A 24,295-nucleotide genomic window follows, 5' to 3' on the forward strand; every position below is an offset into this window, starting at 1 on the left:
GCCGAACTCATTCGGGAAGACCTGACATACGGCACGAATAGATGTCGTTTGAATCGTCTTCGCGAATGAACTCGTGCCCACCAAATCAAACGACATCAATACGTTACCCCCACTGCAAACCTTGGCGCCAGGCAATATAAAACCCTCCTCTTTAATAACTGCTCGAAAACAGGGCAGCACGCAGTGGCCTGCGGGTATCAGCGCCCTGTTTCAACCCACAAAAAATTTAACGGCGTTTGTGCTTGCGAGCAGATTTCAATAATGCTATTAAATAGCAGAGCCATCATATAGCCATTAATCTGAAAACTATAATCAAGGATGACCGCCATGCATGGCGTACTTCTCTTTCAGTAGATAACCATTCGGTTCTACGCCCCTTGTAGTTTGTCGAGAACACTGCCTTGCAGCGTCATCAGGCATGTCCTTCACACCCAATACCACACTGATAGAAAAGCGACTGGATGTTATTCCGGTCTTCACTTTGTTGTGCCTGTGTATATGTACTTATTGCACACAGGCAACAGAATTCTTACTGACTTCATCAACCTGAGGTAAACATCATGGGCTGGCCAGGCAAAGGTGTCGATTATTACGCTTACGTGGAAACCAACGACTTTACTACCCTCTTCCAGCAACCCACCGATTTGGGTGATAAAACGGCCTCCTATCAACTTGATACGCCGAACACGATGCAACATGGCAACCTTCAGATCTCGGAAAGCGATATCGGTATTCTCTCGCACACCGGACACTATAAATGGCAAATTTCAAAGAACCAGAAACCGATAGCGAACAGGTATGCAGATATTGCACCCTTTACCGGAAACCTTGGCGATACCACCATGGGCAACATGCTGCAGACCCCCTCCCTGTTCGGGCAGGGCTGGGCGATTTCCTATGGTTTTTACGACAGCGGAAGCGGAAGCGGCGGTCTTACCAACCAGGACCAGTCTTATGTATACGCCACAGGCGACATGTCAGGCTGGATGGGAGATCTCGCAAACAGCATGGGAGCGGCACTGAAAGAAAAGCCGTTTTCCACCTTTGTATTGCCGGGTGCCCATGACGCCGGCATGTTTGACCCGACACTGATCACAAAACTGTTGGATGACGCAGAGTTCGTATCCACCATCGCAAGCATGCTTCCTCCTCCCATCGGCCCCATTGCTTTCCTCGCTTCTCTGAGCAAACCCAATGCCTTGCGCGCAATCATCAACCTGGCGTTTACCCAGAAAGACAACATCACCGCACAACTCAACCTGGGGACCCGATACTTCGACTTCCGTCCGGGATATTGCTATCAGAACATTACGGACGGTATCTATCACCAGCACAACCTGATTCCAGGCTATTCGTATCAGAGCTTCCTGCAAGACATACTGAACTGGCTGGCTCAGCACCCGACGGAAATTGTCGTCATCAGCCCGAACTTCCAGGGGTTCGCGCAAGACACAATGAAACCAGCACCCGATGTACTCGACGGGGTGCTCAATACTGCACTGGCCAACACCAAGACACAGGGCAAGATCGTGCCCGGCTACAAAGGTGATCTTGCCTCAAGTTATGCAACGCTGCTCTCGCAATCGAAACGCCTGATCCTGCTACCGCAGACCAAATCTGGCAATGACGCCACAAAGTACGACTCCTACAACGGCAGTTACACCACAACAGACGTCAACAACATTCTGACTGCACTCAATGGCATGAACGCCTCCGTTCAAGCCAAAAACGACTACACCGTACTGCAACTTCAAGGAACAGCCAGTGGCGTGGACGGGGCAACCGGTCCCGCCATTGTGACCCTGAGCGATGCCTCTTCTCCGTTGATGTCAACCAAGCCGGGATTCGACTTCCATACCTATCCGTGGCTGGTCGAGAACGTCGCCAGCAATCTGAGCGCATCGGGACTTGTCGTCTTTCTCAACGACTTCTGTGACAACGCCCTGGCTTCCATTGCGAAACAGATCACACAGGTCAAAGCCGGAAAACTCTAGTTATCCGCCAATTCAAGCCTTTGTAACAAGCCTGATAATAACAGCCAACTCTTGTATGTAAGGGAAGTACCAGCATGGGCACAAAACACAACGCGACCATTTTCATTACCAATGACACCGGCGGGAACGCTGATATTGTCCTGTTTCACACAGACTCAAACGACCAAAGACAGTCTGGGCAATGGGCTGCACAGCCGGGACAAACTGTCGGCCCACTGGAAGTTACTTTTGAAACAGGGCTGGATGTCATTGATGTTCTGGATTACTGGTCCGTCATGGTCAACGTCAGGGATGGTGAATCGCCAGGCTACTACGCCAATACAGGCACAGCGGCAAACAATTACAAGAAGGAATGCCAACTGCAAAGCAAGGATGCAGGGCAAACCATTACCCTGTCTGTGAGCACCGCGAAGTTCAATATTGCATTGAAGTCAGGTGGATGCAGTGATGGTATGAAAAAGCTCGCACCCGCTGCCGCTGCCCCCATCACCCACGTATTTGTCGTCATGCTGGAAAACCATTCGTTCGACAATATATTCGCCATGTCCGGGATTCCAGGCATAACGGCAGCCACAATCAATGACTCGAACACTTACAAGGAAGACGTCTATAAAGTTCAGGCCAGCGCGCCCGTCAGCATGCCAAGCGATCCGGGGCACGAGTTCACTGATGTCTTGGAACAACTGACCGGGGGCACCCCTTTTGTCAAAGGTCAACCTTATCCCACTATCAACAATTCCGGGTTCGCTTCAAGCTACGCAACATCAACAACGGAATACCCGAAAAAAGCGCCATCGTCAGAAGACATTATCGATGTCATGTCGTGCTTCGACACGCGGACTCAACTGCCTGTCATCTATAACCTGGCGACCGAATTCGCTATATGTGATCACTGGCACTCTTCCATTCCGGGACCGACGTGGCCGAACCGCTTCTTCGTTCATGGCGCTTCTTCGGCCGGCTTCGACGACAGCCCGAAACAGGATCAGATGCTCACCTGGGAAACAACCGATGGTTTTGTATACCCCAACGGGTCCATTTTCCAACGGCTCAAAGATGCCAACATTCAATACAGGATCTACAACGACGCTCAGGTTCAGCCAAAAACCTATCTAAGCCTGTACAGCGATCAGCCTGAACGAGGAACACCACTGGGTGCGGTCCCACAGGTGGCCGCCCTTAAAGGCCTGTCAGTGTTTGATATTGAATCCCTTCAGCACTTTGCGGACGACCTGCAACAACCCTACCCGTTTTCCTACACGTTCATAGAGCCTCATTACGGGAGTGCCAGTACTGATTATGCAGGCGGCTCATCACAGCACCCGATGGATGACGTCTATGGTGGAGAGCACTTGCTGCAGGCCGTCTATGCCGCTATCCGCAACTCGCCTTACTGGAACACCAGTCTGTTGATCGTCACTTACGACGAACATGGCGGTCTCTATGACTCGGTCGCGCCAGGAACAATAACTGCGCCGGGTGATAAATTTCCCGCAGCCAACAACACCCATGGTTTCGACTTCACGACAGCAGGCGTTCGAGTGCCAGCCATCGTGGCATCTCCGCTGATTCCCAAAGGCACGGTGGACTCAACGCTTTACGACCATGCTTCGGTTCCTGCGCTGCTTGAAAGACTCTGGGGCCTGAACCCCATGACGCAGCGAGACGCCAATGCCAATAACCCTTTGCACCTGCTCTCACTGGCCACTCCACGCGATACACCAAGCGCACTGGCTAACCCGAAGGCTCCAGTGAAAGAAACCAGGGCGACACCGGGCGCAACCGAGAACGCTGCAACTCTGGCCAACCCTGTTCCCGTTTCCGGAAATCTGGCGGGCACCCTGGCCATTCTTCGCAAAATGGATGCAGAGTTGTCAGCAGGCAGACCTGCCGGACTGCTTCCCGAGCAAAACCTGGCTGCCGTCGGACTGCTTGCTGCCACAGGCCAGGTCGCCACCGTCAAGACGCTGGGTAACGCAGAGCAATATGCCGAACAGGTTCTGGATAAAGTACATCACGCAAAAGTACTGAAAGGGCTCGCAGAAGCTGACAGAAGCTGATCAAAAAAGGCTGGCGCTTGCGTACCGTGTTACGCAAGCGCCAAAAGAAAATGGATTCTTCGTGACGCAGGGCATTAAGCTTTCTCCATATTCATTGCGAGAGCCCTCATGAACACCACCCTCAGCCGCCGCGAGCGGCTGCACAGCATCATTTTCCAGACCGACACACCCGCCGGGCGGCGTTTTGACAAGATTCTGCTGGTTGTCATTCTGCTCAGCCTGCTGGTGACCATGGTCGACAGCATTCAGGACATCCACCGCGACTACGCCGCCCTGCTCACCTATATCGAGTGGGGCTTTACGCTGGTTTTCGCCATCGAGTACATCCTGCGCCTCTACTGTTCGCCAAGGCCGCTGAAATACGCTTTCAGCTTCTATGGCCTGGTGGACCTGCTGGCCATCGTGCCGGGTGTATTGGCGATCTACTACAGCGATGCCCAATACCTGCTGATCGTGCGGATCATCCGCATGCTGCGTATCTTCCGGGTACTCAAGCTGAGTCCTTATCTGAAGCAGGCCCACTATCTGGTGGAAGCCCTGCGTGGCAGCAAGCAGAAGATCATCGTGTTTCTGGTCAGCGTCTCGACTCTGGTCACCGTGTTCGGCACCCTGATGTACGTGATCGAAGGCCCGCAACATGGGTTCACCAGCATCCCCAAAGGCATTTACTGGGCTATCGTGACCCTGACCACCGTGGGCTTCGGCGATATCGTGCCCAAGACGCCGCTGGGGCAAATGGTGTCGTCGGTGGTGATGATCATCGGTTACTCGATCATTGCCGTACCCACCGGTATATTCACCGCCGAACTGGCCAATGCCATGCGCGGTGAACAGTTGAAACACGACTGCCCGGTCTGCGTGAAAAAGCACCATGAGCATGGCGCCGCGTTCTGTTCGCGGTGCGGCAATGCGCTGTTTCCCAAGGCGCAAGAGCAGGCATAAGCAAATACGTTTTTAATCTTTATGAGGCCAATGCTCAGCGGCTATAGTCGCGGCATTACGCCATCAGCCTATAACAATGACTGTCAACTCAAGGAATCCGCAGTGAAAAAAATCTTCGCCGCCTCGCTACTGGCCGCAGGCCTGGCTTTTGCCAGTGCCGCACAGGCCGCCCCGACTCTGCTCAACGTCTCCTACGACGTGATGCGTGACTTCTACAAGGACTACAACAGCGCCTTCCAGAAGCACTGGAAAGCCGAGCACAAGGAAGACGTCACGGTACAGATGTCCTTCGGTGGGTCGAGCAAGCAGGCGCGTTCCGTGATCGATGGCCTGCCGGCTGACGTCATCACCATGAACATGGCCACCGACATCAATGCCCTGGCCGATAATGGCGAGCTGGTGCCGAAGAACTGGGTAACACGCCTGCCGAACAACAGCGCGCCCTTCACTTCCGCCACTGTGTTCATCGTGCGCAAAGGCAACCCGAAAGCGCTGAAAGACTGGCCGGACCTGATCAAGGATGGCGTCGAAGTCATCGTGCCGAACCCGAAAACCTCGGGCAACGGCCGCTACACCTACCTGTCGGCCTGGGGTTACACCCTGAAGAACGGCGGCGATGAAGCGGCTGCCCGCAAGTTCGTCGGCCAGTTGTTCAAGCACGTGCCGGTACTGGACACCGGCGGTCGTGGCGCAACCACCACCTTCATGACCAACCAGATCGGCGACGTACTGGTGACCTTCGAGAACGAAGCGGAAATGATCGCCCGCGAGTTCGGTCGCGACCAGTTTGAAGTCGTCTACCCAAGCGTTTCCGCCGAAGCCGAGCCGCCTGTAAGCGTGGTCGACAAGGTCGTGGACAAGAAAGAGTCCCGCGCACTGGCCGAAGGCTACCTGAAATACCTGTGGTCCCCTGAAGCCCAGGAAATCGCCGCCAACAACTACCTGCGCCCACGCGACGCAACCGTGTTGGCCAAGTACAAGGATCGCTTCCCGAAAGTCGACTTCCTGTCCGTAGAGAAAACCTTCGGTGACTGGCGCACCGTGCAGAAGACCCACTTTGTTGACGGTGGCGTATTCGATCAGATTTATTCCGGCAAGTAAGTAAATACAGGCCTCACCGGCGTTATCGCGCTGGTGAGGCCTTTTCATTCGTAACAAAACGCTTGCACACCCCAGACATAATCGCTATAAACATGCCACACAAGCACGCTCAGTACTTGAATATGGATATGATCATGTCGACACAGGGAAGGTGTTCAATACCCAAGTGTATTCACACTTAGACCTCCACTTACTTAAATGCATGCGCCTGAACATGACCGCATAACTGCGTGTCAATCTTTCGACGCGCGCCTATTAAAGACAGAATAAAAACAATACCTTTTTTCAAAAAAGGGACACTGCTACGCCTGATTGAAAGTTTAAAACTTTAAAATCATTGCCAACACCAAAAGGATTTTTCCACATGTTCAAGAAGACCTGCCTGGCTCTCTTTGCAACTGCCGTACTGACCACGGGCAATGCCTATGCGGCTTGTGCCAACCTCAACGTCAACGGCAGTGGAGCCAATGTCCTCGCCCAAGGCGATGCCATTGTCTATGGCCCTTACAGCATTTCATGTGCCGGGCCACAGAGCTTCACCTTCCAGGATTTGTCGGCGACAAACAGCAATAACTCGATCAAGCATATTTTCGAGAAACAGAACGGTTCCACCTGGACCGTCGTTTCCAGCAGCACCAGCACCGGCGCAGCGTCCGTTACCAAAAGCTTTTTCATCAGCACTAACGGCACTTACCGTTATCGGATAGAAAACGTCGGCACCTCAAGAATCGCAAACTGGACAATGAGTGGCCGAGTCACCTTGTTCACCATTCCGGGCACGCTGTAACTCTATCGTTTATTAAAGCCCTTTACACATTCAACAAAAATAATACCTTTTTAAAAAAGGAATACTGCTACGCCTGATTGAAAGCTTAAAACCTTAAATCATTGCCAACACCAAAAGGATTTACACATGCTCAAGAAGACTTTCCTGGCCCTCTTTGCGACTGCCGTATTGGCCACGACCAATGCCTATGCCGCCTGTATCAACCTCAACATCAACCGCAGCGGTTCCGATGTTTACCCTCAGGGTGAGACCGTTGTCTATGGTCCCTACACCACTTCATGTGCGGCAACACAGACCTTCAGGTTGCAGGACTTGTCGTCACGATTTGTCACCAACAATATCAAGCACATTTTCGAGAAACAGAACGGTGCCACCTGGACCGTCATTTCCAGCACCACTAGCTATGGTGGCGCATCGCTGAGCTTTTACGCCCCCACTCCAGGCACCTACCGCTACCGGATCGAAAACGTAGGCACCACGCCTATCGCGAACTGGACAGCGAGTGGCAGAATCTCCATCTAACTGAACAGTCTGGCAGTGAGTACGGTGTACTCCTGCCAGGCTTCATGATCGGTTTGAACATCCTTCTATAGCGAATTCATTCGCGAAAAATGTCTTCGCGGATAAATCCGCTCCTACCCCATCGCCCACCGCAAGCTTATGAAATGCCGAAAATATAGGACGTTTCTTACAGTCTTATCCCTTTCATGCGCATGAACTTTCCTAGAAAATCCTACCCCCTTGCATGGGTGTTTTTGGCTCTCTAGGCTGTGTCGGTCACTGCATATCAGTGATCGGGTTTAGCAGCCCTCAGGACATAAATCACCATGCAAAAGTACCGCTTATGGCGGCTTTGCGTGGGGCACCTTCGGGTGCGCCGGTTTTTGGTGATTTTTCCCCGGTCTGCTAACCCGCGACAAAGCCGCCACCCTCAATCGTTTAGCAGCGAGTGAAAGGTGGCCTAACCAGGAAAGAAATCATCATGAAAAAAGTAACCCCCGATCCACCAGGCAATACACTCGAAGAATCCCTACTACATGTCTCCGATCTGCTGCGTTGCGCAGCCGCTACCGCCTACGAATCCGGCGACAGCCTCAACGGCCCGAAACGCGACCTGGCCTTTTCCGTCGTACATTTGATCGGCATGGCCCGAACCGAACTCGACCGCTCGCTGGAGCGGGTTGAGCCACGCTGACACAACCGCGGTAGGAGCGAATTCATTCGCGAGAGGCCCATACATCCGAAGAAAATGTATCGACTTCAAATGACGTCTCGCGGATAAATCCGCTCCTACAGACTAATCTATAGACCGTTGCTCTAAGTCACCGCAGGCAAGTCGATGTTCCGTTGACTATGCTTGCAGCGAAATCCCCTATGGATAAAGGGTAATCAGGATGATTTATGTACATACCCTCTGACCCAAAAACTATACAAGCTGTCGCCGAAGACGGGTTTGTGCGACGTTGGAGCTTTTGGCTACCGCTGGTTATAGCGACTCTTCTGGTTTATTTAGGCCCTGAGGAGTCTACATCTTCAGGCGGTGCCTTAAGGCTGTTTACATGGCTACCAGTTGTTATTTTCCCATCAATAGATGTTTGGGCCAGCAGATCCTCATTCCCTGAAAGTACAAGAGTTCTGTTTTCCTTTTTTGCCTATGTATCGATTTACTACGCCGTTCTGGTTGCGGGCTGGGAAAAATACAAACTGACATTTATAGGAGAGCGTAACTTTCCAAAAAGGCATCTCAAGCCTTTGATTGTCGCGTTGTATCTATTGCCGCCATTACTGCTGTTCAGTGTGGCCCTTCCCGCTGAGGAGAAATGCTTGAACCTGTGCATTTACGAATCAAGAGCTCTACAAATCATCTACTCATTTTTATTGTCTTTTTGGTTGGGCTTTGGCCTGGCGTCGCTGTATTGGTGGGTCAGGAATTTCTCAAGAATTCATTTTTAAAAAATAAGCTCCCACTTCACAGGCACAAACAAAACGTGTGGGAGGCAGCTTGCTGGCGACTTGAGCGTACAGACGCAGAATATCTGCCGGTTTCACAGACCTCTTCGCCAACAAGCTGCCTCTCACAAAGTGATCTATGTGACCTTTACTGATCGGCATTTCACCTACCCGCCGATCAGTCAATCAATTACCAAACTGCCTCCCCAACCCCGCCGGAACCCCACTGGCATCTGTCGCCTGCCATGGGCCATCAGGGCGAGTGGACCAGCTCCAGCCGTTGTTCCATTGGTAGTAGGTGCGCTGGCGGTAGAAGGTATTGGGCTGGTCGTCCATCACGTACACGCCCATGCGCGCATCCCAGTGGCTGTTGCCGCCCGGTGGCGGGGCGAAGCTGGCGGAGGTTTTCGGCGCAGGTGCCGGGGCCTTGGGCGGGGTTTTGGGGGTGGTCGGGCGTGGGCTGCCGGGTTGCTGGCTGCCCGGCAAGGACTGGATGGGTTCCTGGCCATGGGGTTCGGGTGGCTGAACCGCACAAGCACTCAAACCAAGAGCCAGACCCAATAAGGTAATGCGTGCGGTGCGGTACATAAGCGATTCTCTATTTGTCTGGACTGTCGATAGTTAACGCCTGCTGTGCCGTGATGCTACTGGCCAGTGGCTGGCTGCGGCCGATCCACTCACCGGTGGTTGGCTGCCCTGCACGGGACACCCGTGCAACCAGTTGGACTTGCGCAAAGTTCGACAGTTTCAGTTGCGGCATCATTGCGTCGGAATCACCCAGCTCGACCTGCGCCGGCAGGTCGGCCACGGTGATGCGCTTGACCGCCAGAGGTGCCGGCGGGCCGTTCACGGCACGGGCAAAGATGAATACGCTGTCGCCCGGCTGGACACTGGCCTTGAGCGCTGGTGCCAGGTCGACACGCACTTTGATACGCGCAGCATCGGCAACGGCCGGAGCCGCCTTTACCCCCAGGTTTTCGCGGGCACGGGCAATGCCGCCTTCCAGTGCTGAGCGGGACGGGTCCTGTGGGGGCAATACGCCCAGCAGACGGGTCCAGTAATCCACCGCGACCTGATAGCGCTCGCTTTCAAAGGCGGCGATACCCAAGAGCCCAAGGCTGGTGGCCTCTCGCGGATCGGCTGTGAGGGCTTCGTCGGTCAAAGCCTGGACCTGAGGTGTGAATCGCTTGTCGCTGGCGAAGTACAAGGCCTGCGCCCATTGCCCCAGCAGTTCCGGCTGACGCCCGGCCAGGGCCACGGCCCGCTCAAGCATTTTTGCGGCATCGCCCGGACGTTCCTGGGCCATGTAGCTGCGGGCCAGAAAGTAAAAGCCTTCGGCCGAATCCGGCTGAGCCTCGACCGTGCGTTCAAGACGCCGGGTCATGTCCGCCAGGGAAGTCGGCGGCTGGGAGAACTCGCGGGCCAGTTCGACCTTGTCGCTGGCCCCGTAATGCAGGTACAGGCCCAAGCCCAGAGCCGGCACCAATACCGCCGCCAGCAAAGGCAGGGACTTGCCCAGACGCGAGGTGCGCACAGGCCCGGTGTCTTCGGTATCGGCCAGCAGTTCCCGCGCCGCTTCCGCACGACCGCTCTGCATCTGCGCGGCAGACAACACGCCCTCCTCCTGCTGGCCTTGCAACTCGGCCACACGCTCTTGATACAACGCGACGTTGAGGGCGGTGCGATCCTCTTCCTGTTGCACATGACGACCGCGCAGGATCGGGATCAACAAGAAACTCAGAGCCACCAGTAGCAGCAAGCCGGCTGCCATCCAGAAATCGATCATTCTCGGTTTTTATCCAACAGATGGGCGAGGCGCTGACGCTCCTCCTCGGAAAGAACATCGGCCTCTTCGCGGCGTTCACCGCGGCGGCGACCAACAATCACGCCAATCACGACCAGCCCGAGAAGCAGCAACGCAGCCGGGCCGAACCAGAGCAGCCAGGTGCGCGAACTCAGTTGCGGGTTGTAGCGCACGAATTCGCCGTAACGATTGACCATGAACTCGACGATCTGCTGATTGCTCTGGCCTTCACCGAGCATGCGGTAGATTTCCTTGCGCAGGTCAGCAGCAATCGGTGCGTTGGAGTCGGCGAGGTCCTGGTTCTGGCATTTGGGGCAACGCAGCTCCTTGGTCAGCTCGCTGTAACGGGCACGCTCGGCTTCGTCGCGAAACTGATAGGCATCGATGGCCGCCTGGGCGAAACCGGCCAGACCAAGGCTCAGGAGAGCAGCAGTCAACCAGCGCTTCATGGCCTGCCCTCATCGACCAGCGCCTGATACAGGCCGGCCAGTTTTTCCCGCCAGACTGTCTCGTCGATCACGCCGACGTACTTGTGGCGGATGATGCCCTTGCTGTCGATCAGGAAGGTTTCAGGCGCGCCATAGACACCCAGGTTCACGCCCAGCGAGCCTGCTTCGTCGCGGATATTGAGCTGGTAGGGATCGTGGAAATCCTTGAGCCACTTGATCGCATCGGCGTTCACATCCTTGTAATTGATGCCATAGATCACAACGCCTTGCTGCATCAGCTTGTTGAGCACCGGATGCTCGACACGACAGGCGACACACCAGGTTCCCCACACATTCACCAGTGCCGGTTTGCCCAGCAGATCGGCGCGGGTCAATACCTTGTCGCTCTCGACCTGCGGCAGGGAGAACTCGGGGAATGGCTTGTCGATCAGCGCCGAAGGCAGCTCGGCGGGGTCCAGGTAAAGACCGCGATAGAGAAACACTGCGACAACCAGAAAGATTGCCAGTGGCAGCACCATGATCCAACGCTTCATACCGCCGCTCCCTCCATGCCCAGCGCTTCACTCACTTTATTCTTGACCTTGACCCGGTAACGCCTGTCCATCGCTGCAAGCACTCCACCCAGGCCGGTCAGCAGACCGCCGAACCAGATCCAGCGCACGAACGGTTTGACGTGGACCCGAACCGCCCAGGCGCCGTTGCCCAAGGGCTCGCCAAGGGCGACATACAGATCGCGTGTCACACCCGCGTCGATACCGGCCTCGGTCATCATCGATTGCTGCACGGTGTAGAGGCGTTTTTCCGGATGCAGCACCGAAATCACTTTGCCGTCCTGCAAGACCCGGACAGTGCCGCGATCGGAGGTGAAGTTCGGCCCTTCGTAGTGCCTGGCTCCCTCGAACACGAACTGATAGCCGCCCAGTTCGGTGGACTCGCCGGGGGCCAGGCGCAGATCGCGCTCGGCGCTGTTCTGGCTCGACAGCACAACGCCCAAGGCACAGACCGCAATCCCGATGTGCGCCAGCTGCATGCCCCAATAGCTGCGGCTCAGACCGCGAGCGCCCTTGAGCAGGCCTTTGTGGCGGGTCTTGTCCAGAAGGTCCCGAACACCCGCCAGCAGCACCCAGGCCGCCAGCATGAAGGTGGCCATCACCGCCCAGTGGAAATCCCCCAGTACGAAACCGGCGATAACCGCCAATACCGCACTGCCGATCAGCACTGGCGCCAGCATGCCCATCAGCCATTTCAGTGGCGTGTCTTTCCAGCGCACCAATACACCGACCGCCATCACCACCATCAACAACCCCATCAGCGGCACGAACAACGCATTGAAATACGGCGGGCCGACCGACATCTTGGCGCCGCTCACGGCATCGAGTACCAGCGGATAGAGCGTGCCGAGCAGAATCATGGAAGCCGCGACCACCAGCACCAGGTTATTGCCCAGCAACAGCGTCTCGCGGGACCACAGGCCAAAACCCACATGGCTTTTCACCACCGGGGCGCGGACGGCAAACAGTGTCAGCGAGCCGCCCACTACCATCAGCAGGAATATCAGGATGAACACGCCACGCTCCGGGTCGGAGGCGAAGGCATGCACGGAGGTCAGCACGCCGGAACGCACCAGGAACGTACCCAGCAGACTCAGGGAAAACGCCGCAATGGCCAGCAATACCGTCCAGCTTTTGAAGACACCGCGCTTTTCCGTGACCGCCAGCGAGTGGATCAGCGCCGTGCCCACCAGCCAGGGCATGAAGGACGCATTCTCTACCGGGTCCCAGAACCACCAGCCGCCCCAGCCCAGCTCGTAATAGGCCCACCAGGAACCCAGGGTGATGCCGATCCCCAGAAACGCCCAGGCGACGATGGTCCAGGGCCGCGACCAGCGCGCCCACGCCGCGTCCAGACGCCCGCCCAGCAAGGCAGCGATGGCAAAGGCAAAGGCCACCGAGAAACCGACATAGCCCATGTACAGCATCGGCGGATGCACGATCAGGCCAATGTCCTGCAACAGCGGGTTGAGATCACGGCCATTGGCCGGAACCTGCGGCAGGATGCGCGAGAACGGGTTGGAGGTCAGGATCAGGAACGACAGAAAGCCGACGCTGATCATGCCCATCACTGCCAGCACCCGAGCCAGCATGATCTGCGGCAATTGCCGGGAGAAGACCGATACGGCAAAGGTCCAGCCGCTGAGGATCAAGGCCCAGAGCAGCAAGGAACCTTCATGGGCGCCCCAGACGGCGCTGAACTTGTAATACCAGGGCAAGGCGCTGTTGGAATTCTGTGCGACGTAAGCCACCGAGAAGTCATCGACCATGAAAGCATGGGTCAGGCAACCGAACGCGAAGACCAGAAAGCTGAATTGCCCCCAGGCGGCGGGACGCGCCAACCCCATCCAGAGGCGGTCGCCTCGCCAGGCACCCAGCAGCGGCACGATGGCCTGCACGATAGACAGGCACAGCGCCAGAATCATGGCCAGATGGCCGAGTTCAGGAATCATGGCTCAACCCTGCTTCGATGGTGTGGGGGATGGAGCCGGAGCGGACTGACCGCTTTCCTGCAACGCCTTGGTCACTTCGGGCGGCATGTACTTCTCGTCATGCTTGGCCAGCACTTCATCAGCCACGACCACGCCCTCGGCATTGAGTTTGCCCAGCGCGACAATGCCCTGCCCTTCACGGAACAGATCCGGCAGGATGCCGCGATAGGTGATGGTTACGGATTTGCTGAAGTCGGTGACCACAAACCGGACATCCAGAGAGTCGGACGAGCGTTGCAACGACCCCTTCTCGACCATACCGCCCGCCCGGATGCGTGTGTCCAGCGGTGCTTCGCCGTTGGCGATCTGGGTCGGGGTGTAAAACAGGTTGATGTTTTCCTTCAGGGCACTGAGCGCCAGGGCCAGGGCAATGCCGACCCCGGCCAGTATTGCGAGGATGATCAACAGACGCTTCTTGCGCAGCGGATTCACTTCTTGCTCTCCCAGCGCAGACGACGCGCCTCTTGTTGCAGGTAACGCCGACGCGCCAGCAACGGCAGCGCCACATTGAGAATCAGCACGAACAGGCAGATACCGTAAGCCGACCAGACGAACAGGCCATGGCGACCCATGGCCAGAAAATCACTGAATGACTCGAAACTCACTGTGCGCCTCCACGTTTTGAAGATGCCGGGTCAGCGGGGTCATGGCCGAGGCTGATCAGGATTTCGGCTTTCACCCAGCTGGTACGCGACTCGCGCTTGAGCACTTCAAGGCGCATGCGCACCAGCAGGACCGCACCGAAGAAGCAGTAGAAGCCCAATGTCGTGAACAGCAGCGGCAGCCACATTTCAGCGGGCATTGCCGGTTTTTCCGTCAGCGTGAAGGTCGCGCCCTGATGCAGGGTGTTCCACCACTCCACCGAGTACTTGATGATCGGAATGTTCACGACCCCGACGATGGCCAGCACCGCACAGGCTTTGGCGGCACTGTCGCGGTTGGTGATGGCGTTGCCCAGGGCGATCAGCCCGAAGTACAGGAACAGCAGAATCAGCATGGACGTCAGGCGTGCATCCCACACCCACCATGAACCCCAGGTCGGCTTGCCCCAGATGGCTCCGGTAACCAGCGCCACGGCCGTCATCCAGGCGCCGATGGGCGCCGCGCTCTGCAATGCGACATCGGCCAGCTTCATCTTCCAGACCAGACCGACCACGCCACAGACTGCCAGCATCACGTAACAGGACTGGGCCAGCATGGCAGAGGGAACGTGGATGTAGATGATGCGAAAGCTGTTGCCCTGCTGGTAGTCAGGCGGCGCAAAGGCCAGGCCCCAGACCGTGCCGGTGCCGATCAGCAGCACGGCGGCAATGCTGAGCCAGGGCAACATGCGCCCACTGATGCCATAAAACCACTTCGGCGAACCGAGCTTGTGGAACCAGGCCCAACTGATGCTGTTTTTCATCACGCTGCTTTTCATCACGGTGTATCCCGGGTTTTTACTGATGGCCGGCATTTGCCAGCCTCAGAACCTCAATTATTCGCCGACGCTGATCTTCAGGCCGGCGGCTATTGCAAAGGGTGTCAGGGTTACAGCCAAAGCGGTCAGGCTGCCAAGCCAGAGTAGATAACCGGTTGCCGGCATGCCTTGCAGTGCGGCTTGCAATGCGCCACTGCCCAGGATCAGTACCGGGATATACAGCGGCAGGATCAACAAGGCGAGCAACAGGCCACCCCGCTTCAAACCGACTGTCAGTGCGGCTCCGACTGCCCCCAGCAAACTCAGCACTGGCGTTCCCAGTAGCAGGGAAAACAGCAGAACCGGCAAGCATTGGGTGGGCAGGCCGAGCATGAGCGCCAGCAACGGCGCCAACAATACCAGTGCCAGCCCGGAAAAAACCCAGTGTGCCAGCACTTTGGCCAGAACAAGAAGCGCCAGAGGGTGTGGCGAAAGGACCCATTGCTCCAGTGATCCGTCCTCGAAATCACTGCGGAACAGGCCGTCCAGCGAGAGCAGGACCGATAAAAGCGCAGCGACCCAGAGCAGCCCTGGCGACAAGGTTTGCAACAATTGAGTCTGCGGGCCGACCGCCAGTGGGAACAATGCAATCACGATAGCGAAAAAAACCAGTGGGTTGAGCAGCTCCGCCGGGCGACGCACAAGCAGACGCGCCTCACGGGCGAGCAGAAGGGTAAAGACATTGCTCATACCGACCACTGTCCCAGATCAATATCCCGATAACCCGCCGGAATGCAGGTCAGTGTGTGATGGGTGGTCATGACGATCATTCCGCCTTGTTCACAGTGTTGGGCCAGATGGTTTTCCAGTTGCGCGACACCCTGTTTGTCCAGGGCGGTGAAAGGCTCGTCGAGAATCCATATCGGTGGCGCCGCCAGATACAGACGCGCCAGCGCGACGCGCCGCTGCTGCCCGGCCGACAGGGTGTGGCACGGCACATCCTCGAAACCCCGCAAACCGACGGCGTCGAGTGCCTGCCAGATATCGCAGACCTGCACCGGCTGATGCAAGGCACAGAGCCAGCTGAGGTTTTCCACCGGTGTCAGCAGGTCCTTGATCCCGGCGGCATGGCCGATCCACAGCAGGTTACGCGCAAGCTCGGCGCGCTGGCCCTCAAGTGGCAGGCCATTGAGACGAACCTCCCCGCTCGTGGGCTGCATCAGCCCGGACAACAACCGCAGCAGGCTGGTCTTGCCACTGCCATTGGGGCCGCTGATCTGTACCATATCGCCCGTATCGAGGCGCAGCTCGAAATGCTCGAACAGCATGCGCCAGTCACGTTCACAAGACAGACTGTCAGCTTCCAGAAGGGGGGTCGCGAGGGTCATCGATGGCTTCCAGCATTGCGTTGACGTCGTGAGGCATAACGTACAGGGCGCAAACAGAGAAAGGGTGGTTCAAGTCGGCATTGAAACGGCCGTTACATTGGTGCAACTTTATTTCCGGGCCATGCGTGGCCGGCATTATACATGTGTGTCCTGATACCAAGAGGGCAACTTCCAAGGTCGAGATTCAATGACGGGCGATATCACCAGCGTTCCTGCCGCTACACCTGCTACAGCTCTGTTGAAGGCGGGAATTACCCAGGCGCAGGTCCTGACGTTGCTCAATGCGGCAGAAAACCTCGTGCCCGAAGGTGAAACCGCCGAAGCCGAGGTGCTGACCCTCAAACAGGTCAACCAGCAATTCCAGTTACTGCTCAGGCTGATGCTCAGCAATGGCAGTCAGACCAACCTGCCGGTCAACAGCAACCTGCCCTTCACACCGGGCACCACCCTGCAAGTAGCCCAAGCTTCGCCCAATGAACTGACGCTGACCTTGCAGCAGATCAACAATGCGTTGAAAAACTCGCAAACCAGCATAGATCTTAAACAGTTACCTGTGGGGACTCTGCTGCAAGGCAAGGTCATGACCAGCCAGGTCGTCAGCCAGTTGGCGGGGCAAGCCTTGGCAGGCGCAGGCAACCCGCAGGTCTATCGCTCGATCGTGATGCTGCTCAATACCGCTCAGGCGGGTGCCAGCCTGACCATCGAGAGCCCGCAGCCATTGACCGTCGGCAGCCTGCTCAGCGCCCAGGTGCAGGGCAACCAGTCCTTGAACTTCGTCCCCCTGCCCGGCCGTCTCGATCAACTGGCGGTCGCGCAGCAACTGGCCACTCAACAGAATCGTCAGGGCTCGCTGGAAAACCTGATTGCGGCTCTGCAAAACCTGCCGCGCGGCAATACAGCGATTCCCGCGCCATTGCAGGCCAGTATCAACCAGTTGCTGGCCGGCATTCCCGATATCGAGCAGATGAGAACATCGGGGAATGTAGCCCAGGCACTCAATGCCAGCGGCATGTTCATGGAGGCCAAGTTGCTGGCGGGCCTGAACCCGATGCAGGCACCGGACATGAAGGCCAACCTGATGCGCCTGATCGCCCAGATATTGCCCGAACTGCCGGGTAACGCCTCTTACAATGCGGCGGCTGCCTCCAACATGCTGACGCGAGTCATCCCCAGCACGATCCGCAACGCCCTGGGCACGCTGGGCCTGGTAGCACCGCGCCCGCAACCGACCAGCTTCCCCCTGCCCTCGCGCGATGTAAGCGGTGGTGACAAGGAAGAGGATCTGGAAATACTCCTCAAACTTGCAGCGGCGGCAGTGTCGCGCCTGCAAAGCCATCAACTGGGCGGCCTGGAGCAGACCCGTACCAATGCCGACGGCACGCAGGTCACCACCTGGCAGATGGAAGTGCCGATGCGCAACGCCCATGACATCGTGCCTTTGCAGGTCAAGATGCAGCGTGAGGACGCACCGGAACAGGAAACCGCCGAGGACCAGGACAGCAACGAAGTCAAAGGGCCTCGGGAAAAGCTCTGGCGCATAGAGCTGGCGTTCGATCTGGAGCCGTTGGGGCCTTTGCAGGTCAGTGCGCAGTTGATCAGTGGCACGCTGTCCAGCCATCTCTGGGCCGAGCGCCCCAACAGTGCAGCCTTGATCGGCCAGGAACTGGGTTATCTGCGTGAACGGCTGATCGCCTGTGGTCTGGCAGTAGGCGAACTGGCTTGCAGCCACGGAGCCCCACCCCAAGGCCCGCGCACCACTCTTGAACAACGCTGGATCGACGAGAACGCCTGATGAGCCTACCTGACCACATGCCTCGTCAGGCCATCGCCCTGACCTACGACGGCCAAAAGGCCCCGACACTGAGCGCCAAAGGCGACGATCAACTGGCGGAAGCGATTCTGGCGATTGCCCGGGAGCATGAAGTCCCGATCTACGAAAATGCCGAGCTGGTCAAATTGCTGGCGCGCATGGAGCTGGGTGACAGCATTCCCGAGCAGTTGTACCTGACCATCGCCGAAATCATCGCGTTTGCCTGGCACCTCAAAGGCAAGTTCCCCGCAGGCCAGGACCCGGATGCCCCACCCATCGAGCGGGATATCACGCCTCGGTAAACAACCTCAAGGATAGGCTGGACACAATCCGTGGGAGGGGGCTTGGCCGCGACAGCATTCTGAAGTGCGCTGAAAATGTGTTGCCTTCAAGCAGGTCGTCGCGGCCAAGGCCACTCCCACATCAGGCGCAATGACCATGTGAGAGGGAGCTTGCCTGCGACGAGGGCTTACAGACTGGTTACTGATCCGCAGTGTTGCGATGCAGCTTGCTCATCAATTGCGCTTCGGCCTGGGTCAGGCCGCAGGATTGAGTCAGCTCATCGACACTTGCACCCATGCCGACCAGGCGTGCAGCCTGGGCGAAGGACAGCGTGGAGGGATCGCGCTGTTCAAGGGCCGTGAGCTTGTCAGGCAGAGGTGCAACCATCGCACGCAATTCATGCAGGTCTTCCCCCATGCGCACCGTGCCGTTCTGGAAGGTGTCCACACGCTTGGCCAACTCCCGGAGCCGCTGGTCCCGCAAGGCACTGGCCGCATCACGTTCAGCATCAAGAAGCCGCTGACGCTTGGTATGGGCCAGGAACATTCCCAGGGTCACAACCCAGAGAATGCCCAGGAAGACAACTGCTGCCTCAAGAATCAATCAGATGTTCTCCAGCTCGGACCACTCTTCCTCGGACATCATCTTGTCCAGCTCAACCAGAATCAGCAGTTCGCCGTTCTTGTTGCAGACGCCCTGAATGAACTTGGCCGTTTCGTCGTTGCCCACGTTCGGCGCTGTTTCGACTTCAGACTGACGCAGGTAAACCACTTCAGCCACGCTGTCGACCAGAATACCGACGACTTGCTTGTCGGCTTCGATGATCACGATACGGGTGTTGTCGCTGACTTCCACCGGAGCCAGGCCGAAGCGCTGACGGGTGTCGATCACAGTCACAACGTTACCGCGCAGGTTGATGATGCCCAACACATAGCTTGGCGCACCCGGCACAGGAGCGATTTCGGTGTAACGCAGCACTTCCTGGACCTGCATCACATTGATGCCGTACGACTCGTTGTCCAGACGGAAAGTCACCCACTGCAGGATAGGATCTTCGGAACCTTGTGCAGACGTCTTATTCATACCCCTAACCCCTCACGTGTGTACTCTGCGGGCAACGCCTCTGGCGCCAACCCATGATTATTTCGATTTGTTCAACTGCTTGACCGCGCCACTGGCTATCAACTCGGCCAACTCTGCAACATCTACCAACGCGCACATATGCTCGATCACTGTCCCGGCCAGCCATGGACGCTGACCACGATGGCCTCGCCACTTGATCTCGGCCGGATCGAGGCGCAGTGAACGGCTGACCTGATGCACCGCCAGCCCCCACTCGTAGCCTTGAACCGAGATCACATACTGCAATCCCTGGCGAAAATCGTCGCGGTAGCGATCAGGCATGATCCAGCGCGCTGTATCCAATACTTTCAGGTTGCCTGCCTGACTGGGCAGGATCCCGAGAAACCAGTCCGGCTGACCGAACAACGGTGTCAATTCCTGGCCCGCCAGAGGATAGATCGACCCCAGGCATATCAGCGGTACGGCCAACGTCAAACCCGCTACATCAAACAACAGGCACTCGAAAGGCTCTTCAGCCCAGGCCGGACGACCCTCACGGGTTGGCGGCGGAGTCGGTGTGCGCTGCCCGACAGCAGTACTCAACTGCACGACAGGTTCGACCACTTCCACCGTCGGCACGGCAACAGGCACTGCCACTTCGGCAACCACAGCCTCGGCAACCACCACCGGCGCTGGCACCACAACAGGCGTCACGACCGGCGCGACAACCGGCGCAGCCACAGCCACGGGGACAGCCACCGGAGCAGGTGCCGCAACAGCGACAGCAACGGGCTTGACCTGTTGTTGTCTGCGCGCATCCAGTGCCTGCTCTTCGAGCACTGCAGCCTGGAACTCGTCAATGGTATTCGACGGTTCTTCCAGTTCTTCAGTGGCATCCTGAAGCAAGGCATCCAGATACGACTGCAATGCCAGTTTTGGTCGTGTAGCAACTTCTAAAGGGCGGTTCATACCGGGGCCCAACAAAAAATGGAGCGAGTGCCACCTGCTAAGGTTATCGGCCGCATTGAGGCCTGACTTGAGCGGGCTGCACAGAAAGAATAAGGGCGCACGTCAAGCCACCTGAGCCGTAAGCTGCTCGGAGAGCATGTGTTTGAGCAGTGCGCGGTAAGCCATGACACCGCGGCTCTTGCCGTCGTTCTGCGAAGGTGTGACACCCGCCCTGCTGGCATCGCGCAAACGGGTATCGACGGGCACGTAAGCTTTCCAGACATGGTCGGGGAAACTGTCGCGCAGCAGCTTGAGCGTGCCCATGGATGCCTGGGTCCGTCGGTCGAACAGGGTCGGCACGATGGTGTACGGCAACGGTGTCTTGCGTGAACGATTGATCATCGCCAGGGTGTTGACCATACGCTCCAGGCCTTTGACAGCCAGGAACTCGGTCTGGACGGGTATGGCAAGCTGCTGGCTGGCAGCCAGGGCATTGACCATCAACACGCCCAGCAACGGCGGGCTGTCGATCAAGGCATAGTCAAAATCCTGCCACAATTGCGCAAGGCTCTTGGCGATGACCAGCCCCAGGCCGCTCTGGCCGGGCGACTGGCGCTCCAGCGTGGCCAAAGCCGTGCTGGAAGGCAACAGGGAAATACGTTCATCGCTGGTCGGCAACAGCAACTGACCGGGCAAACCTTCAGGAACAGAGCCCTTGTGCAGGAACAGATCGAAGACGCTGTGCTCCAGCTCGTCGGGGTTGTGCCCGAAGTAACTGGTCATGGAGCCGTGGGGGTCCAGATCGACCACGACCACGCGCTTGCCCGCATCAGCCAGTAATCCGGCCAGGGCAATGGTCGTAGTGGTCTTGCCGACTCCACCTTTTTGATTGGCTACTGCCCAGACTCTCATTGATGTTTTTCCTTCCGCACAACGACGACCATATCGATAACGACTGCTAGAGGGCGGGTGACGGAGAATTGACGGAGTTCGCTCGTACCGGCGGCTTTGCTGGCACAGGTGCAGTTTGTGTGCCAGCACGCCTCAATGCCGCATCAGGTTGTGCATTGGCCGTTCCGGTACTGGTCAGACTACGCCGTACATCGAGATTACGCGAGATGACCAGCACCACGCGACGGTTCTTTGCACGCCCCGATGCTGTGCTGTTGGTGGCAATCGGCTGGAACTCGCCATACCCCACCGAAGCCAGCTTGGCAGGATTGACTCCATCCATGGCCAGCATGCGCACGATACTCGCGGAACGGGCCGAAGACAGCTCCCAGTTGGTCGGGTACTGAGCCGTGCTGATGGGCTGGTCGTCAGTGAAACCTTCTACGTGGATCGGGTTGTCGAAGCGTTTGACGATCCCGGCCACCTTTTCAATGATGGTGAAAGCCTTGTCGCTGGGCATTGCATCACCACTGCCAAACAACAGGCTCGAATTGAGTTCGATCTCGATCCACAGCTCGTTGCCGCGCACGGTCATCTGGTCGGACTTGATCAGATCGCCAAAGGCATCGCGCACATCGTTGGCGATGGTCTGTAGCGGGTCATCGGACTTCTGGCCGATACCGGCATCGGTCTGCTCGCTGTCCTTGATCAACGGCTCGGCAGGCGTGACGCTCTGCGGACGCTGCTCGCCGATTGGAATGGGTTTCATGGTGCGCTCGGCGTCGTTGAACACACCGACCAGCGCCTGGGACAGAATCTTGTACTTGCCTTCGTTGATCGACGAAATCGAGTACATCACCACGAAAAAGGCAAACAGCAGGGTAATGAAGTCGGCATAGGAAACCAGCCAACGCTCATGATTCTCGTGCTCTTCGGGCGGACGACGTCGAGCCATGAGGCATTACTCCATGAAGCCTTGCAGCTTGAGTTCGATGGAGCGCGGGTTCTCGCCCTCGGCAATGGAAAGCAGACCTTCGAGCAGCATTTCCCGGTAACGGGCCTGACGATGGGCAATGTTCTTGAGCTTGTTGGCCACCGGCAAGAGGATCAGGTTGGCAATCGCGACGCCATAGATGGTTGCAACGAAAGCCACGGCGATACCGCTGCCCAACTGGCTTGGATCAGCCAGGTTGCCCATCACATGGATCAGGCCCATGACCGCACCGATGATCCCCACAGTCGGCGCATAGCCGCCCATGCTTTCAAATACCTTGGCAGCATGGATATCGCGAGTTTCCTGGGTAATGAAGTCCACTTCCAGAATGCTGCGAATCGCTTCAGGCTCTGCACCGTCCACCAGCAATTGCAGGCCTTTGCGGGCATAGTTGTCGGGTTCGGTGTCGGCAACCGACTCCAGCCCCAGCAGACCTTCCTTGCGAGCAGTCAGGCTCCAGGCAATGACCCGGTCGATGCCGCCCGCCAGATCGATGCGTGGCGGGAACAGAATCCAGCCCACGATCTGCATGGCGCGCTTGAAAGAGCTCATCGGCGACTGCAACAGCGAAGCACCCAGAGTACCGCCCAGCACGATCAAGGCTGCCGGACCGTTGATCAGGGCACTCAGGTGTCCACCTTCGAGAAAGTTACCGCCGATGATCGCAACGAACGCCAGGATAAGACCGATAAGACTCAATACATCCATCAGATACAGGCCTCGACCAGATGCCTGCCGATATCGTCCAGGCTGTAGATCGCATCTGCCAGATCGGCTTTGACAATCGCCATTGGCATGCCGTAGATCACGCAGCTCGCCTCATCCTGCGCCCAGATGCTGCTGCCGCCCTGCTTGAGCAGGCGGGCACCTTCACGGCCATCGGCCCCCATGCCGGTCAACACTACGGCCAGCACCTTGTCACCATAGGACTTGGCAGCCGAACCGAACGTGATGTCCACGCAGGGTTTGTAATTGAGGCGTTCGTCACCCGGCAGGATTTTCACCGTGCCGCGGCCATCCACCATCATCTGCTTGCCACCGGGCGCCAGTAACGCCAGACCCGGACGCAGGATGTCGCCATCCTCGGCTTCCTTGACGCTGATGTTGCACAGCTTGTCCAGACGCTCGGCAAAAGCCTTGGTAAACGCTGCCGGCATATGCTGAATCAAGACCAGTGGTGCCGGGAAATTGGCAGGCAATTGAGTCAGGACTCGCTGCAACGCAACCGGGCCACCGGTCGAGGTACCGATTGCCACCAGCTTGTAGGCTTTGCGCTTGGGCGCGCCCGAATGAGCATGCGGCGCAGGCGCGTGATGAGCTGGCGCATGGGCAGCCGGAGCCGCGGCAGTGCGCGATGGCACGGTGCGAGCGGCGGGTGCGGGCGCAGAAGCACGACCTGGCGCAGCAGCCGGAGCCGGCGCTGCCGCAGCAGGTGCCGCTGGCGCACTTACACCACTGAAACGACGATTGCTGCGCGCGATGCTGTTGATCTTCTCGCACAGCAGTTGCTTGACCTTCGTCGGGTTACGCGAAATGTCTTCGAAATTCTTGGGCAGGAAGTCCACCGCACCGGCGTCCAGGGCATCCAGCGTAACGCGGGCACCTTCATGGGTCAGTGAAGAGAACATCAGGACCGGGGTCGGGATGCGCTGCATGATGTGTCGAACCGACGTAATGCCATCCATCATCGGCATTTCGTAGTCCATGGTGATCACGTCCGGCTTTAGTGCCAGAGCCTGTTCGATTGCTTCCTTGCCATTTGTCGCCGTACCGACGACCTGGATGTTGGGGTCCGAAGAGAGAATTTCCGATACGCGGCGGCGGAAGAAACCGGAATCATCCACCACCAGGACCTTGACTGCCATAAACACTCCAATAGGCGCAGCAGGCAG

Annotated in this window: 27 protein-coding genes; 10 read left to right on the top strand and 17 right to left on the bottom strand. The window is 57.4% G+C overall.

All coding sequences use genetic code 11. From position 1 onward, the window contains the following. The first annotated feature begins 560 nt into the window (after positions 1–560). From Q6A51_RS05930 to Q6A51_RS05965, 8 genes are all read left to right on the top strand, one after another. A complete protein-coding gene (locus Q6A51_RS05930) occupies positions 561–1,994 on the top strand; it encodes a PI-PLC domain-containing protein (RefSeq protein WP_304574338.1) in 1,434 nt (477 codons plus the stop codon). 74 nt (positions 1,995–2,068) lie between these two features. Then, positions 2,069–4,054: an alkaline phosphatase family protein gene (locus Q6A51_RS05935; RefSeq protein WP_304574339.1), complete on the top strand. Its 1,986-nt coding sequence runs from the start codon at positions 2,069–2,071 to the stop codon at positions 4,052–4,054. Between the two features lie 108 nt (positions 4,055–4,162). Further along, complete coding sequence (locus tag Q6A51_RS05940; protein ID WP_025260848.1) at positions 4,163–4,996, top strand: ion transporter; 834 nt, start codon at positions 4,163–4,165, stop codon at positions 4,994–4,996. A gap of 102 nt (positions 4,997–5,098) precedes the next feature. Further along, positions 5,099–6,097 (top strand): sulfate ABC transporter substrate-binding protein, encoded by a 999-nt coding sequence (locus Q6A51_RS05945; RefSeq protein ID WP_025260849.1) that lies wholly within the window; start codon positions 5,099–5,101, stop codon positions 6,095–6,097. A 364-nt stretch (positions 6,098–6,461) separates the two neighbouring features. Continuing rightward, complete coding sequence (locus Q6A51_RS05950) at positions 6,462–6,884, top strand: hypothetical protein (RefSeq protein ID WP_304574340.1); 423 nt, start codon at positions 6,462–6,464, stop codon at positions 6,882–6,884. Positions 6,885–7,010: 126 nt separating this feature from the next. Continuing rightward, on the top strand, positions 7,011–7,406 hold the full coding sequence (locus tag Q6A51_RS05955) for a hypothetical protein (RefSeq protein WP_025260851.1): 396 nt from the start codon (positions 7,011–7,013) through the stop codon (positions 7,404–7,406). A gap of 460 nt (positions 7,407–7,866) precedes the next feature. Continuing rightward, a complete protein-coding gene (locus Q6A51_RS05960) occupies positions 7,867–8,079 on the top strand; it encodes a DUF6124 family protein (protein ID WP_025260852.1) in 213 nt (70 codons plus the stop codon). A gap of 206 nt (positions 8,080–8,285) precedes the next feature. Beyond that, complete coding sequence (locus Q6A51_RS05965) at positions 8,286–8,837, top strand: hypothetical protein (protein ID WP_201018455.1); 552 nt, start codon at positions 8,286–8,288, stop codon at positions 8,835–8,837. A gap of 183 nt (positions 8,838–9,020) precedes the next feature. Here Q6A51_RS05965 and Q6A51_RS05970 read toward each other — a convergent pair whose 3' ends face one another. The 10 genes from Q6A51_RS05970 to ccmA all read right to left on the bottom strand — a co-directional run bounded on the left by Q6A51_RS05970 (position 9,021) and on the right by ccmA (position 16,416). Continuing rightward, positions 9,021–9,422, bottom strand: coding sequence for a hypothetical protein (locus tag Q6A51_RS05970; protein ID WP_025260854.1), 402 nt, complete (start codon positions 9,420–9,422; stop codon positions 9,021–9,023). A gap of 10 nt (positions 9,423–9,432) precedes the next feature. Next, positions 9,433–10,620 carry a c-type cytochrome biogenesis protein CcmI gene (ccmI, locus tag Q6A51_RS05975; protein ID WP_304574341.1) on the bottom strand — a complete coding sequence of 396 codons (1,188 nt, stop codon included), beginning with the start codon at positions 10,618–10,620 and terminating at the stop codon, positions 9,433–9,435. Next, entirely contained in the window at positions 10,617–11,087 is a 471-nt protein-coding gene (locus Q6A51_RS05980; protein ID WP_304574342.1) for a cytochrome c-type biogenesis protein, read from the bottom strand. Before Q6A51_RS05980 ends, ccmI begins: the two co-directional genes overlap by 4 nt. Next, entirely contained in the window at positions 11,084–11,620 is a 537-nt protein-coding gene (locus Q6A51_RS05985; RefSeq protein WP_304574343.1) for a DsbE family thiol:disulfide interchange protein, read from the bottom strand. The genes Q6A51_RS05980 and Q6A51_RS05985 overlap by 4 nt, the downstream gene beginning before the upstream one ends. After that, complete coding sequence (locus Q6A51_RS05990) at positions 11,617–13,590, bottom strand: heme lyase CcmF/NrfE family subunit (protein WP_304574344.1); 1,974 nt, start codon at positions 13,588–13,590, stop codon at positions 11,617–11,619. Before Q6A51_RS05990 ends, Q6A51_RS05985 begins: the two co-directional genes overlap by 4 nt. 3 nt (positions 13,591–13,593) lie before the next feature. After that, positions 13,594–14,061 (bottom strand): cytochrome c maturation protein CcmE, encoded by a 468-nt coding sequence (ccmE, locus tag Q6A51_RS05995; RefSeq protein ID WP_201004675.1) that lies wholly within the window; start codon positions 14,059–14,061, stop codon positions 13,594–13,596. Further along, entirely contained in the window at positions 14,058–14,234 is a 177-nt protein-coding gene (gene ccmD, locus Q6A51_RS06000) for a heme exporter protein CcmD (protein ID WP_122316650.1), read from the bottom strand. Before ccmD ends, ccmE begins: the two co-directional genes overlap by 4 nt. After that, on the bottom strand, positions 14,231–15,034 hold the full coding sequence (locus Q6A51_RS06005; protein ID WP_236250202.1) for a heme ABC transporter permease: 804 nt from the start codon (positions 15,032–15,034) through the stop codon (positions 14,231–14,233). The genes ccmD and Q6A51_RS06005 overlap by 4 nt, the downstream gene beginning before the upstream one ends. Positions 15,035–15,106: 72 nt before the next feature. Continuing rightward, on the bottom strand, positions 15,107–15,778 hold the full coding sequence (gene ccmB / locus Q6A51_RS06010; RefSeq protein ID WP_025260862.1) for a heme exporter protein CcmB: 672 nt from the start codon (positions 15,776–15,778) through the stop codon (positions 15,107–15,109). Next, a complete protein-coding gene (gene ccmA, locus Q6A51_RS06015) occupies positions 15,775–16,416 on the bottom strand; it encodes a cytochrome c biogenesis heme-transporting ATPase CcmA (protein WP_304574345.1) in 642 nt (213 codons plus the stop codon). The genes ccmB and ccmA overlap by 4 nt, the downstream gene beginning before the upstream one ends. 187 nt (positions 16,417–16,603) lie before the next feature. Between ccmA and fliK the strand changes: the two genes are divergently transcribed. After that, the gene (gene fliK, locus Q6A51_RS06020; RefSeq protein WP_095066868.1) at positions 16,604–18,208 is read left to right on the top strand and encodes a flagellar hook-length control protein FliK; all 1,605 of its coding nucleotides are present in this window, start codon (positions 16,604–16,606) and stop codon (positions 18,206–18,208) included. After that, positions 18,208–18,528 (top strand): EscU/YscU/HrcU family type III secretion system export apparatus switch protein, encoded by a 321-nt coding sequence (locus Q6A51_RS06025; RefSeq protein ID WP_201018447.1) that lies wholly within the window; start codon positions 18,208–18,210, stop codon positions 18,526–18,528. The genes fliK and Q6A51_RS06025 overlap by 1 nt, the downstream gene beginning before the upstream one ends. A 178-nt stretch (positions 18,529–18,706) precedes the next feature. Here Q6A51_RS06025 and Q6A51_RS06030 read toward each other — a convergent pair whose 3' ends face one another. From Q6A51_RS06030 to Q6A51_RS06060, 7 genes are all read right to left on the bottom strand, one after another. Continuing rightward, entirely contained in the window at positions 18,707–19,111 is a 405-nt protein-coding gene (locus tag Q6A51_RS06030; protein WP_201004683.1) for a DUF2802 domain-containing protein, read from the bottom strand. Beyond that, positions 19,112–19,591: a chemotaxis protein CheW gene (locus tag Q6A51_RS06035; RefSeq protein ID WP_025260867.1), complete on the bottom strand. Its 480-nt coding sequence runs from the start codon at positions 19,589–19,591 to the stop codon at positions 19,112–19,114. Positions 19,592–19,648: 57 nt separating this feature from the next. Further along, a complete protein-coding gene (locus tag Q6A51_RS06040; protein ID WP_304574346.1) occupies positions 19,649–20,539 on the bottom strand; it encodes a CheW domain-containing protein in 891 nt (296 codons plus the stop codon). A 102-nt stretch (positions 20,540–20,641) separates the two neighbouring features. Further along, on the bottom strand, positions 20,642–21,430 hold the full coding sequence (locus Q6A51_RS06045; protein WP_201004687.1) for a ParA family protein: 789 nt from the start codon (positions 21,428–21,430) through the stop codon (positions 20,642–20,644). A gap of 46 nt (positions 21,431–21,476) precedes the next feature. After that, complete coding sequence (gene motD / locus Q6A51_RS06050) at positions 21,477–22,364, bottom strand: flagellar motor protein MotD (RefSeq protein WP_304574347.1); 888 nt, start codon at positions 22,362–22,364, stop codon at positions 21,477–21,479. Positions 22,365–22,370: 6 nt separating this feature from the next. Next, on the bottom strand, positions 22,371–23,111 hold the full coding sequence (locus tag Q6A51_RS06055; protein ID WP_304574348.1) for a flagellar motor protein: 741 nt from the start codon (positions 23,109–23,111) through the stop codon (positions 22,371–22,373). Next, the gene (locus Q6A51_RS06060; protein ID WP_304574349.1) at positions 23,111–24,268 is read right to left on the bottom strand and encodes a protein-glutamate methylesterase/protein-glutamine glutaminase; all 1,158 of its coding nucleotides are present in this window, start codon (positions 24,266–24,268) and stop codon (positions 23,111–23,113) included. Before Q6A51_RS06060 ends, Q6A51_RS06055 begins: the two co-directional genes overlap by 1 nt. Between the last annotated feature and the right edge of the window lie 27 nt (positions 24,269–24,295).

It is taken from the genome of Pseudomonas serbiensis, from assembly GCF_030580745.1.
Taxonomy (GTDB): Bacteria; Pseudomonadota; Gammaproteobacteria; order Pseudomonadales; family Pseudomonadaceae; genus Aquipseudomonas; species Aquipseudomonas serbiensis.

Bases quoted from the DNA above. Each gene is read 5' to 3' on its own strand.
- Q6A51_RS05985 (WP_304574343.1), bottom strand. From the start codon at position 11,620: ATGAAGCGTTGGATCATGGTGCTGCCACTGGCAATCTTTCTGGTTGTC.
- Q6A51_RS06025 (WP_201018447.1), top strand. From the start codon at position 18,208: ATGAGCCTACCTGACCACATGCCTCGTCAGGCCATCGCCCTGACCTAC.
- Q6A51_RS06055 (WP_304574348.1), bottom strand. From the start codon at position 23,111: ATGGATGTATTGAGTCTTATCGGTCTTATCCTGGCGTTCGTTGCGATC.
- Q6A51_RS05980 (WP_304574342.1), bottom strand. From the start codon at position 11,087: ATGAAGCGCTGGTTGACTGCTGCTCTCCTGAGCCTTGGTCTGGCCGGT.
- motD (WP_304574347.1), bottom strand. From the start codon at position 22,364: ATGGCTCGACGTCGTCCGCCCGAAGAGCACGAGAATCATGAGCGTTGG.
- ccmB (WP_025260862.1), bottom strand. From the start codon at position 15,778: ATGAGCAATGTCTTTACCCTTCTGCTCGCCCGTGAGGCGCGTCTGCTT.
- fliK (WP_095066868.1), top strand. From the start codon at position 16,604: ATGACGGGCGATATCACCAGCGTTCCTGCCGCTACACCTGCTACAGCT.
- Q6A51_RS05965 (WP_201018455.1), top strand. From the start codon at position 8,286: ATGTACATACCCTCTGACCCAAAAACTATACAAGCTGTCGCCGAAGAC.
- Q6A51_RS05990 (WP_304574344.1), bottom strand. From the start codon at position 13,590: ATGATTCCTGAACTCGGCCATCTGGCCATGATTCTGGCGCTGTGCCTG.
- Q6A51_RS05955 (WP_025260851.1), top strand. From the start codon at position 7,011: ATGCTCAAGAAGACTTTCCTGGCCCTCTTTGCGACTGCCGTATTGGCC.
- Q6A51_RS05960 (WP_025260852.1), top strand. From the start codon at position 7,867: ATGAAAAAAGTAACCCCCGATCCACCAGGCAATACACTCGAAGAATCC.
- Q6A51_RS06005 (WP_236250202.1), bottom strand. From the start codon at position 15,034: ATGAAAAACAGCATCAGTTGGGCCTGGTTCCACAAGCTCGGTTCGCCG.
- Q6A51_RS05935 (WP_304574339.1), top strand. From the start codon at position 2,069: ATGGGCACAAAACACAACGCGACCATTTTCATTACCAATGACACCGGC.
- Q6A51_RS05970 (WP_025260854.1), bottom strand. From the start codon at position 9,422: ATGTACCGCACCGCACGCATTACCTTATTGGGTCTGGCTCTTGGTTTG.
- ccmA (WP_304574345.1), bottom strand. From the start codon at position 16,416: ATGACCCTCGCGACCCCCCTTCTGGAAGCTGACAGTCTGTCTTGTGAA.
- Q6A51_RS05930 (WP_304574338.1), top strand. From the start codon at position 561: ATGGGCTGGCCAGGCAAAGGTGTCGATTATTACGCTTACGTGGAAACC.
- Q6A51_RS05940 (WP_025260848.1), top strand. From the start codon at position 4,163: ATGAACACCACCCTCAGCCGCCGCGAGCGGCTGCACAGCATCATTTTC.
- Q6A51_RS06040 (WP_304574346.1), bottom strand. From the start codon at position 20,539: ATGAACCGCCCTTTAGAAGTTGCTACACGACCAAAACTGGCATTGCAG.
- Q6A51_RS05950 (WP_304574340.1), top strand. From the start codon at position 6,462: ATGTTCAAGAAGACCTGCCTGGCTCTCTTTGCAACTGCCGTACTGACC.
- ccmI (WP_304574341.1), bottom strand. From the start codon at position 10,620: ATGATCGATTTCTGGATGGCAGCCGGCTTGCTGCTACTGGTGGCTCTG.
- Q6A51_RS06035 (WP_025260867.1), bottom strand. From the start codon at position 19,591: ATGAATAAGACGTCTGCACAAGGTTCCGAAGATCCTATCCTGCAGTGG.
- Q6A51_RS06045 (WP_201004687.1), bottom strand. From the start codon at position 21,430: ATGAGAGTCTGGGCAGTAGCCAATCAAAAAGGTGGAGTCGGCAAGACC.
- Q6A51_RS06060 (WP_304574349.1), bottom strand. From the start codon at position 24,268: ATGGCAGTCAAGGTCCTGGTGGTGGATGATTCCGGTTTCTTCCGCCGC.